Here is a 9,151-nt window from a genome sequence, read left to right as displayed (position 1 = left end):
AAAGAAAAATCCAAATTTAGCTTTACCTCCTTTAGAATCTTATCCTGATTATAATGAAGCTTTGAAAGAAAAAGAATGTTTTACTTATAAATTAGGAGAAGCTTTTATAAAAGCAAGTAAAAATTGGTGTGGGGGTGGGTATATTAATTTTATTTTAAAGATGTGCCTAGGTTGAAGAGAGAGTATAAGAGGAAAAGATAAAATATATATTAGATATATTTACACTCACTCAAACAAATTTTTATGCAAAATTTCTTCTAAAACCACAGTAGCGTAAGAGCCTTTTTGCAAGAAAAACTCTATACAAAAATGATCTTTTTCTTCATTATAACGCCATTTTAACTCTTCTAAATATCCCCACATAAAGCGTCTTGAACCTTGCATTTTGGATTTAAACTCCAAAGCATCTTTAAAAATTTCATTTTCTAAATTTAAAGCCAAACCTTCTCCTGTTTCATAAGCCTTAGCACCGATTAAAAGTCCCATAGCACTAATGTCTCTTGCCCTAAAACGCCCAAGCTCAGCGCTTAAATCCTCACATAAAAAACACTTTCCAAAAGGATAATGCCCTAAAACCTCGCCTTTTAAAAGCTTAAAAAATTGTTCTTGTTTTTTAAGTTCTTTAGCTTCTTCTTTGGAGATTTTATAAATTTGGATCAATTCTTTTTCACTAAAATCATTTGAAAAATGTGATAACTCCACTCTTTTGCTCAAATAGCGATTAAAAAGCTCACTTTGAAAAGCTGAAATTAAAAACTCTTTCATTTTTACATTTTTCATCTTTTTGCCACGCAAAATTTCAAGCCCTTCTTTATAATTATCCCCAAATTTTCCAAAACGCTGATAACCAAAATAATTCGCAAAACCTTGTTTATCCAAATTCATCAAAGCTTGTTCTAGTTTTAAAGCATCGCTTGGTAAAACTTTTTTTAAGCGTATGAAAAAAGAATTTCCTTTTAAATGCCCTATTCTTAGCTTGTTTTCATGGGTAAAAATTTCTAAAATTTTAAGTTTAGGATGAGAAAAATTTGACAAAAAACTCTCAAATTTTTTAGGCATAGAAAGGTATTGAAAGGTTGATCCTTGCTTGTCTTTAAGCCCTGCATAACCAAAATCTTTTATTTTAACCCCGCTTGCTTCACTTAAAATTTTTAAAGCTTCATTTGTGGTTAAATCTTTTTTATTGATATGTAAAATAAGATGCTCACCCTTACCGCTAAATTCATACAAAGGCTTTTCACGCACTACAAAATCATCGCTATTTTTACTAAAATACGCATTAATAGGACTGTGTTTTAAACTATACAAAGGCTTAAAAATGGTGTTCTCTTCCGCTAAATTCATATTTTCCCTTCACTGCTTTTCCAAAGATATTTAATTTCACGCCGTGTTTTTTGGCTATTGTTTCTATATTTTGCCGTTCTTTTTCATCAAAAGCAAATAAAATTTCATATTCTTCTCCGCTATAAAGCGTATAATCATCAAGTTTTTTAAACCAAGAAATACCGCATTTATTTAAGGCTAAAAGTCTTGATAAATCCTTACTTAAACCATCTGAAATATCCATAGCACAAGAAATCAAAGGTGCGATTTCATAAAAAAAACTAGCTCTTAATTTTGGCTTTATAAATACATGGTTTGGTTTTAAAGTGCCCCCATTTTGTAAAATTTCAAGCCCTTTTAAACTTTGCCCTAATTTTCCTGTATAAGCAATTAAATGTCCCTTTTTTAAACCTTTTCTAAAAACGGCTTTATCGTTAATCTTTGAAATGATAGTAAGACTAATGTCTATTTTATCATTACTTATAGTATCGCCGCCTATGATTTTTATATTAAATTTCCTAGCTGTTTTTAAAAAACCTTTTTGCAAGGCTTTGATCTCATTTTCGCTTAAATTTTTTGGTAAAGCAAGTCCTAAAAGTGCGTATTTTGGTACAGCATTCATCGCAATAGCATCTGAGATATTGACAAGCATTGCTTTTGTAGCGATTTGCTCTAAGCTAAGCCACTCTCTTTTAAAATGCACATTTTCAAAAAACAAATCCTTGCTAAAACACCAATCATCAATAATAGCTCCATCATCGCCATTTTTTTCATTTAAAAAAGCTTTGATAATAAAATCTTCTTTGTTCATAATGCGTGATTTTATAAAATTTCCTTTTAAATTCTAGTGAATTTTAGAAAAATTTTATATAATATAGAAATATTTAAGGAAAAACCATGAAAAAATTAGAATTAAGAATTTTTAGATTTGATAAAACCAAGGATTATGAGGCTTATTATAAACCTTATATTTATGATAATTATGAAAATTTTGCAAGTTTTTATGATTTGCTTTTGCAAGTTCAAGATGATGATATTTATTTTGATTTTGATAAAGATGAAGATACTTACATAGTTGTAAATAAGCAAATCATACCACTTTTTACACCTTTAGAAAAAATAGCAAAAGAATTTGATTTTAATCTTTGTATCGAGCCTTTAAGTACAAAAAGAGCTATTAAAGATCTTATCATTGATAAAAATGATTTTTTAGACAAATACAAATATCTTGAAAAATTTGGCGATGAAGAGGATAAAAAGCTTTATGCAAAATATGATTATTTATATTATGCAAGTGAAATTTTAGACTATCTTCCTGAATATATGGGCGATGGAGTGTTTTATTTGGCCTCAAAAATGATAGAAAAATATCCTGAAAAAAAGATAGAAATTTTAAAAACTCTAGCAGATAAAGAAAAGGGTATTTTTTATCACCTTGAAAGTAAAAATGAAATTTTAGAAACAACGATCAAAAACCTACAGAATGAAATTTTAAATTTAGGGCTTTTTGATAAAAATATTTTACACTTTGATTTACCTAAAACCAATGCTTTTGATAATGAGATTAAAGAACTTAAGGAAATTAAGCATAATTTTAAAGATTTCAATATAGCTTTTTATGGTTTTAATGCTTGTGATACTTTAAAATCCAAACTTGAAGCTAAATTTATTTCCTATGAAAACAGTACAAAAAATAATGGTTTTACTTTGCTGAATTTAAATCCTACACTAAGCTATAAAATGGCTGCAGATATTGTTTTGGACGCTTATGATAGCGGGGCTGATTTTATGGTAGTAAAAGAAGAAAAAGATTTTTATCTTTTTGATACTTGTGCTAAAAAACTTATGCAAACAAGCGGAAGGGAATTTGAAGACTTTTATATTTTAAGTCGTTTTGAGTTTTTAGCCCTTATCCAAGGCATACAAGCTCCATCATTAAAAAATCACACTTTAAAGGTTAGTTTGATATGAAAATCTCTTTAGAATGTAAAGATCTCATCATAGAAAAAACTTTAGAACTTTTTTTAAAAGATCATTTGGTAATGAAAAAAGATTGTGATTTCATCATTAGCGATGAAAAAATTCACACCGCAAAACCCTTATTTATCATCTCTAAAAACTCTCCATTTTTAAGCGTACCATTTAGCAAAGAAGCCTTGTTTGAGTCTTTAAATGAATTTGATAATGCCTTAAAAGCAGCAGCTTTGCAACTTGCACTTGAACAAAAAAGACTGCTTGAAGAAAAAATTGACGCTATTGCTTTGGAATTTAAAAAAGATTATGAAAATAAAATCGATCTTGCCATAAAAGATCTTAAAAACAAACTCGTAAAAGCACTTAATGATGAATGATGAATTTATAAGCGTTAAAGACTTTTTTAATCACAATGAAAAAAGAAAAAAATTTCTTCAAAAACAAGAAATTAGTTCCCCTAAAGAAAAAATAAAAAAAGTCAAAGAAACAAAGCTTTATACAAATATAGAAAGTGGTAAATACAAAGGAAAAAAACTACTTTTACCTAGTCTTACAACAACAAGAAGTACTAAAAGCATAGTAAAAAGTTGTGTTTTTAATGTAATAAGGGAAGATTTAAGAGATAAAATTTTCATTGAAGCCTTTGGCGGAAGTGCTTTGATGGCGGCTGAAGCACTAAGTAATTATGCTTTAAAAGCTTATGCTATAGAACTTGATGCAAAAGCCTATAAAATTGCTTTAGAAAATGCTAAAAATATAGATCCAAATTTAGAAGTTATCCACGCAAATACTTTTGAAATTTTACCCAAATTCATAGAAAATTCAAAAAATGAAATCATCTTATATCTTGACCCACCTTTTGATATCAGAGAAGGTTTTAGTGATATTTATGAAAAAATTTATCATTTTTTAGAAAATTTAGATTTAAAGACTTTAAATTTAATCATTTTTGAACACCACTCAACCATAAAAACTCCCGAAAAAATCCAAAATTTTCAAAAAATTAAAGAAAAGAAATTTGGATCAACTAGCTTAAGCTTTTACACTTCTTAACTTACTTGGAACACTTCTTGCTTAATCTATCATCAACAATAGATTAAAGGAAGAATCCATGAGAGTTTTAACGATATTTTTACTCTTTATGACAAGCATTTTTGCAGTGCAAATCAAGGATGTAGCAAACACTGTAGGTGTAAGAGATAACCAACTCATAGGTTATGGACTTGTTGTAGGACTTAATGGAAGTGGCGATGGAACAAGCTCTAAATTTACACTACAATCCATCTCAAACCTTTTGCAAGGTATGAATATCAAAGTAGATCCTAACGATATCAAATCAAAAAATACCGCAGCTGTTATGGTTACAGCCAAACTTCCAGCCTTTGCAAAAAGCGGAGATAAACTTGATATTACCGTTTCATCTATGGGTGATGCAAAATCTTTACAAGGCGGAACACTTTTACTGACTGCACTTCGTGGGATTGATGGTGAAATTTATGCTATAGCACAAGGCTCTATCTCAACAGGAGGTTTAACACCTAGACCAGGAGGAGCAGGTTCTCACTCAACTGCTGCAACCGTAATGGGCGGAGCTAATGTAGAAAGAGAAATTCCACAAAATTTTAGCCAAAATAATGATCTAACCTTAAGCTTAAAAGTAGCAGATTTTAAAACCGCAAATGATATAGAAAGAGTTTTAAATACCGTTTTTGGCGAAGAAGTGGCTAAAGCTATCGACTCTCGCACAGTAAAACTCAAAAAACCTGAAGATCTTTCAAATGTTGATTTTATGGCAAGAGTTTTAGAACAAGATATAGCTTATAAACCACAAAGCAAAATTATCATCGATGAAAGAACAGGAACAGTGATTGCTGGAGTTGATGTAGAGGTAGAACCTGTTTTAATCACTCATAAAGATATCACCATAAAAATAGATCCAAACAATAACGCAGTAGCTAATCAAAATGAAATCGATATGAAAGATGGTGGTTTTGTAGATCCAAGTTCAAATACCTTAAGAATCAACAATGCAAAAAGCACAGTTGCAAATATAGCTAGAATGCTTAACAAACTTGGAGCAACCCCAAATGACATTATCGCTATTATGGAAAATTTAAAGCGCGCAGGTGCAATTAACGCGGATTTGGAGATCATCTAATGAAAGTGGATAATTTTTTAAATACTTATAGTATGAATAGCGCTTTACTTGATCGTGCAGCCAAAGCAAGAAGTTTAGAATCAAGAATCAAAATAAATAATAATGATATAGTCACAAAAACCAAAGAAGATGAAGCCTTAAAAGAACAAACGGATGCTTTTGAAGCATTTTTTTTAAAGCAAGTTTTAGATGTATCTTTAAAAAGTCAAAATTCACTCTTTGGAAAAGATGCCAGCGATGAAATATACTCTTCCATGTATAACGATACTATGAGTAAAGCTTTAAGTGGAGGTATGGGTTTTTCAAAATTATTATACGATTTTTTAAAAGAAAGGGGTTAAGTTTTTTAAATTTGAGTCGATATGGTTTGTAGAGGATTATAACTAAGATCAAGGAGGCAGAAATGATCAATCCTATACAACAAAGTTATGTGGCAAATACCACATTAAATACAAATAGAATAGATAAAGAAACAAAAACAAACGATACTCAAAAAACGGAAAATGATAAAGCGAGTAAAATCGCAGAGCAGATTAAAAACGGTACTTATAAAATCGATACAAAAGCTACGGCTTCTGCGATTGCTGACTCTTTAATCTAAAACTTTCATTCTCCTTTTTTTGAGAGAGAAAAGGAGAAAATATGCTTAAACAAAAACTTGATGAAGTAAATGCTATCTTAGCAAAACTTATTGCATTAACCGAAGAAGATATAGAAAATATCAAAGTGGCTAAACATGAGAGTGTAACGCCAAGTGTAGAAGAAAAAAACAAACTTATCGCCGAATTTATTACAGCTAAAAAACAGCTTGATGTTGCCTTGGTTGAGCTAAATAATAGCTCTACAAAAGGGCTTAGTGAACTCTTAGATGATGAAGATAAACAAAAACTAGATCTACTTAAAAAAAATCTTCAAAACCTTCATAGTAAAAACAAAGAGTATGCTAAATTTGTTCTTATTGTCAAAGATTTTCTTGATAGCTTAGTAAATAAAATGTTTGATATCAATGATGGAACAAATAATGCTTATGGAGATAAAAAGACAAATCCAGAGTCAATTTTCAAGATCAATGTATAAGGATTTATAATGGGTATTTTTGGAACATTATACACAGGTGTTACAGGCTTAAAGGCAAGCGAAGTTCAAATCGCAACAACTGGAAATAATATCTCAAATGCTAATGCAACTTTTTATACACGCCAAAGAGTAGTGCAAACTACAAATGGGTATATTACCACAGGTGGAGTTCAAGTAGGCACAGGAACTGCTATAGAAAGTATAGTGCGTTTGCATGATGAGTATTCTTACTATAAATTAAAAGGTGCATCAAACCAACTAGAATACACTAAATACATGGCTTCAACCTTACAAGAAATCGCTCAGCGTTTTCCAGACTTACAAAATACTGGAATTTTGAAAGATTTAGAAAATTATAACAAAGCTTGGAATGATTTTGCATCCAACCCCAATGAAAATGCCACAAAAATAGCCCTTGTAAAAGCTTCTCAAACCTTAACAGAAAGCGTTAATAACACTTTTGCAACCTTGGATAAAATCCAAAAAAAAGTAAATAATGATATTAAAAATACGGTTGATGAGATTAATAGAATCGGTGAAGAAATTGCCACTATAAATAAACAAATTTATGGACAAGAAGCCTTACCAACAGAACACGCAAATGAGCTTAGGGATAGAAGAGATGAACTTGAGCTTACTCTTTCAAAGCTAGTTAGTGCAGTTGCAAGCAAAAATGAAATCAATCAAGACAATCGCCTTGATACAACCATCACTGATCCAGGACATCAATACAATCTAAGCATAGAAGGTTTTAGTATAGTAGATGGGATAAATTTTCATCCTTTAAAGCTTGATTATGATGATAAAAATAAATCTTATAGCATTTATTATGAAACCCCTGATGAAAAAGTTCGCGATCTTACTGCAAAGATTAATGGTGGACAGCTTGGTGCTCAGCTTGACTTACGCGGTAGAAACTATAGCAAAAGCGAAGGAAAATATGAAGATGGAATTATCCAAGGTTATATGGATTCTTTAGATACTTTTGCCAAGACCATGATCAATGAAACTAACAATCTTTATGCGAGTTCTGCGAAAAGTTCTGTTACTTCTGATTATCTATCTGGACTTAAGGGAGATATTCCTTTAGTTAATTACGACAGAACCATACAACCAGGAAGTTTCGATATAGTCATTTATGATGATAAAGGCGATAAAAAACTCACCAAAACCATCACCATAGATGTAAATACAACCATGAATGATATCATGCGTCAAATCAATGCTAATACAGATGATAATAACGATCACAATGCAAATAATGATGTTGATGATCATATCAATGCAAGTTTTAGCTACGATGCAAAAACTGGAGATGGTTTATTCCAAATCAATGCAAAATCAGGCTTTAAGGTAGCCATTGAAGATAAAGGCACAAATTTCGCAGGTGCGTTTAGCATAGGTGGTTTTTTCAGCGGAACTGATGCAAGCGATATGAAGGTAAAAGATTCTATCTTAAATGATCCAAGCACAGTAAGAGCAAGCTCAAATGGGGTTGATAGTGGCAATGACATGGCAAATAAAATCATCCAACTTCAATATGATAAAGTTAATTTTTATAATGAAGATGGCACTATTGATAATCTTACCATGGAAGAATATTACCGCAAACTTACAGGTAAAATAGCTTCAGATGGTGAAAATAACAATGTTGTAAATTCAAGCAATGAAACTCTTTATAATTCTGTTTATAGCGAATACCAATCTAAAAGTGGTGTAAATACAAATGAAGAATTAGCCGCTCTTATACAATACCAATCAAGTTACGGTGCTGCAGCAAAAATCGTCTCAACCGTAGATCAAATGCTTGATACCTTACTAGGGCTTAAATCTTAAGCTCTAGCAATATCAAGTGAAAAATTTTATCCATCTTAAAGCTAAGCTTGATTTTTTAGCCAATCAAAAAAATACCAATCATTCCCTTTTTGAAACTCCAGATCCTTTGCAAATTGCTAAAATTCACAATGATGAATTTATTGCCTTAATTTGTGCTTTATTTGCCTATGGAAATGCTAAAAATATAGTAAATTTTCTAAAAAAACTTGATTTTTCTTTATTAAACCTTCAAGAAAAACAAATAAAAAAAGAACTTAAAAATTTAAAATACCGCTTTCAAAATGAGAAAGATATACAAGAAATTTTTATCACTCTTTCAAGACTTAAAAATGAAATTTCACTCTACGAACTTTTTTATCAAGCCTATCAAAAAAGAGAAAATACCACAGATGCCATCTTAGCTTTTATACAAAAAATCAAAACCTTAAATTCATATTCAAGTTATGGGTATGAATTTTTCTTTGGAAAAATTTGGCAAAACACCCCTACTTCACCTCTTAAACGCTATAATATGTATCTAAGATGGATGGTTAGAAAAGATGAACTTGATCTTGGACTTTTTACCAAAATTCACACCAAAGATCTTTTAATTCCACTTGATACACATACACATAAAATTTCCTTGACTTTAGGACTTCTAAAGCGTAAAATATATGATTATAAAAGTGTTTTAGAACTCACGCAAAATTTAAAAAAATTAGATGCAAATGATCCCATAAAATATGACTTTGCACTCTATCGTTTAGGGCAAAGTAAGGAAATTGACAAATTTAAGGAGTGAAA

Annotated in this window: 11 protein-coding genes and 1 pseudogene; 10 read left to right on the top strand and 2 right to left on the bottom strand. The window is 30.4% G+C overall.

All coding sequences use genetic code 11. The features are described 5' to 3' along the window. Window positions 1-201: pseudogene (locus AJ887_RS10610) on the top strand (alpha-2,3-sialyltransferase); the annotation flags it as partial. Between the two features lie 24 nt (window positions 202-225). On the opposite strand, the gene truD reads toward AJ887_RS10610, so the two are convergent. Both truD and AJ887_RS05305 read right to left on the bottom strand, forming a co-directional pair. After that, on the bottom strand, window positions 226-1,344 hold the full coding sequence (gene truD, locus AJ887_RS05310; protein ID WP_070239597.1) for a tRNA pseudouridine(13) synthase TruD: 1,119 nt from the start codon (window positions 1,342-1,344) through the stop codon (window positions 226-228). After that, window positions 1,313-2,134, bottom strand: coding sequence for a thiamine-phosphate kinase (locus AJ887_RS05305; protein WP_070239595.1), 822 nt, complete (start codon window positions 2,132-2,134; stop codon window positions 1,313-1,315). Before AJ887_RS05305 ends, truD begins: the two co-directional genes overlap by 32 nt. An 86-nt stretch (window positions 2,135-2,220) precedes the next feature. On the opposite strand from AJ887_RS05305, the gene AJ887_RS05300 reads away from it, so the two are divergent. The 9 genes from AJ887_RS05300 (at window position 2,221) to AJ887_RS05260 (ending at window position 9,149) form a co-directional block, all read left to right on the top strand. Next, window positions 2,221-3,294: a DUF5644 domain-containing protein gene (locus AJ887_RS05300; RefSeq protein ID WP_044778877.1), complete on the top strand. Its 1,074-nt coding sequence runs from the start codon at window positions 2,221-2,223 to the stop codon at window positions 3,292-3,294. Continuing rightward, on the top strand, window positions 3,291-3,674 hold the full coding sequence (locus tag AJ887_RS05295) for a hypothetical protein (RefSeq protein WP_002870895.1): 384 nt from the start codon (window positions 3,291-3,293) through the stop codon (window positions 3,672-3,674). Before AJ887_RS05300 ends, AJ887_RS05295 begins: the two co-directional genes overlap by 4 nt. Next, window positions 3,667-4,350, top strand: coding sequence for a 16S rRNA (guanine(966)-N(2))-methyltransferase RsmD (gene rsmD / locus AJ887_RS05290; protein ID WP_052800372.1), 684 nt, complete (start codon window positions 3,667-3,669; stop codon window positions 4,348-4,350). Before AJ887_RS05295 ends, rsmD begins: the two co-directional genes overlap by 8 nt. A 58-nt stretch (window positions 4,351-4,408) precedes the next feature. Further along, the gene (locus tag AJ887_RS05285; RefSeq protein ID WP_070239593.1) at window positions 4,409-5,455 is read left to right on the top strand and encodes a flagellar basal body P-ring protein FlgI; all 1,047 of its coding nucleotides are present in this window, start codon (window positions 4,409-4,411) and stop codon (window positions 5,453-5,455) included. Further along, a complete protein-coding gene (locus AJ887_RS05280) occupies window positions 5,455-5,796 on the top strand; it encodes a hypothetical protein (protein WP_070239591.1) in 342 nt (113 codons plus the stop codon). The genes AJ887_RS05285 and AJ887_RS05280 overlap by 1 nt, the downstream gene beginning before the upstream one ends. Window positions 5,797-5,858: 62 nt before the next feature. Then, complete coding sequence (flgM, locus tag AJ887_RS05275) at window positions 5,859-6,056, top strand: flagellar biosynthesis anti-sigma factor FlgM (RefSeq protein ID WP_002855791.1); 198 nt, start codon at window positions 5,859-5,861, stop codon at window positions 6,054-6,056. Window positions 6,057-6,097: 41 nt separating this feature from the next. Continuing rightward, window positions 6,098-6,532, top strand: a complete 435-nt coding sequence (locus AJ887_RS05270; RefSeq protein WP_070239589.1) for a flagellar protein FlgN — start codon at window positions 6,098-6,100, stop codon at window positions 6,530-6,532. 9 nt (window positions 6,533-6,541) lie between these two features. Next, window positions 6,542-8,368, top strand: coding sequence for a flagellar hook-associated protein FlgK (gene flgK / locus AJ887_RS05265; RefSeq protein WP_070239587.1), 1,827 nt, complete (start codon window positions 6,542-6,544; stop codon window positions 8,366-8,368). Between the two features lie 16 nt (window positions 8,369-8,384). Further along, window positions 8,385-9,149, top strand: coding sequence for a TIGR02757 family protein (locus AJ887_RS05260; protein WP_070239585.1), 765 nt, complete (start codon window positions 8,385-8,387; stop codon window positions 9,147-9,149). The last annotated feature ends 2 nt before the right edge of the window (window positions 9,150-9,151 follow it).

The organism is Campylobacter sp. BCW_6466 (genome assembly GCF_001762835.1).
Classification (GTDB): Bacteria; Campylobacterota; Campylobacteria; order Campylobacterales; family Campylobacteraceae; genus Campylobacter_D; species Campylobacter_D jejuni.
The sequence above is the reverse complement of the archived record's forward strand: the minus strand, read 5'-3'. Positions and strand labels throughout refer to the sequence as shown.

Bases quoted from the DNA above. Each gene is read 5' to 3' on its own strand.
- flgK (WP_070239587.1), top strand. From the start codon at position 6,542: ATGGGTATTTTTGGAACATTATACACAGGTGTTACAGGCTTAAAGGCA.
- AJ887_RS05295 (WP_002870895.1), top strand. From the start codon at position 3,291: ATGAAAATCTCTTTAGAATGTAAAGATCTCATCATAGAAAAAACTTTA.
- rsmD (WP_052800372.1), top strand. From the start codon at position 3,667: ATGAATGATGAATTTATAAGCGTTAAAGACTTTTTTAATCACAATGAA.
- AJ887_RS05280 (WP_070239591.1), top strand. From the start codon at position 5,455: ATGAAAGTGGATAATTTTTTAAATACTTATAGTATGAATAGCGCTTTA.
- AJ887_RS05305 (WP_070239595.1), bottom strand. From the start codon at position 2,134: ATGAACAAAGAAGATTTTATTATCAAAGCTTTTTTAAATGAAAAAAAT.
- truD (WP_070239597.1), bottom strand. From the start codon at position 1,344: ATGAATTTAGCGGAAGAGAACACCATTTTTAAGCCTTTGTATAGTTTA.
- AJ887_RS05300 (WP_044778877.1), top strand. From the start codon at position 2,221: ATGAAAAAATTAGAATTAAGAATTTTTAGATTTGATAAAACCAAGGAT.
- AJ887_RS05285 (WP_070239593.1), top strand. From the start codon at position 4,409: ATGAGAGTTTTAACGATATTTTTACTCTTTATGACAAGCATTTTTGCA.
- flgM (WP_002855791.1), top strand. From the start codon at position 5,859: ATGATCAATCCTATACAACAAAGTTATGTGGCAAATACCACATTAAAT.
- AJ887_RS05270 (WP_070239589.1), top strand. From the start codon at position 6,098: ATGCTTAAACAAAAACTTGATGAAGTAAATGCTATCTTAGCAAAACTT.